The 283-nt window shown below is 52.7% G+C and carries 1 protein-coding gene; it reads right to left on the bottom strand.

Going from position 1 to position 283, the window contains the following annotated elements:
- The coding region (locus tag AB9F29_RS22430; RefSeq protein WP_369757318.1) for a CoxG family protein at positions 1–283 on the bottom strand (283 nt) is incomplete at both ends.

Here is a 283-nt window from a genome sequence, read left to right as displayed (position 1 = left end):
CGTAAAGAATTTCCCCGCCAGTTTCTTGGCTGTACTGGTCATAAGACGGCTGCCCAATTGAGCGATTTTTCCACCGATGTCAGCTTTGGCCGTATATTTCAGAAGGGTATTCTCGCCATCTGCCTCAAGGATGACATCGGCACCGCCCTTGGCAAAGCCCGCGACCCCGCCGTTGCCGTTGCCAGTAAGCGAAAACTGATGCGGTGCGCCCGAAGTGTCCAAAACTACATTGCCTAAAAATCGCGCTTTGACGGGCCCTACTTTCAACACAACTTTGGCTTCA

Source organism: Falsihalocynthiibacter sp. S25ZX9 (genome assembly GCF_041205405.1).
GTDB classification, from domain to species: Bacteria; Pseudomonadota; Alphaproteobacteria; order Rhodobacterales; family Rhodobacteraceae; genus Falsihalocynthiibacter; species Falsihalocynthiibacter arcticus.
Note: the sequence above shows the minus strand (reverse complement) of the source record. Positions and strands in the feature narration are given on the sequence as shown.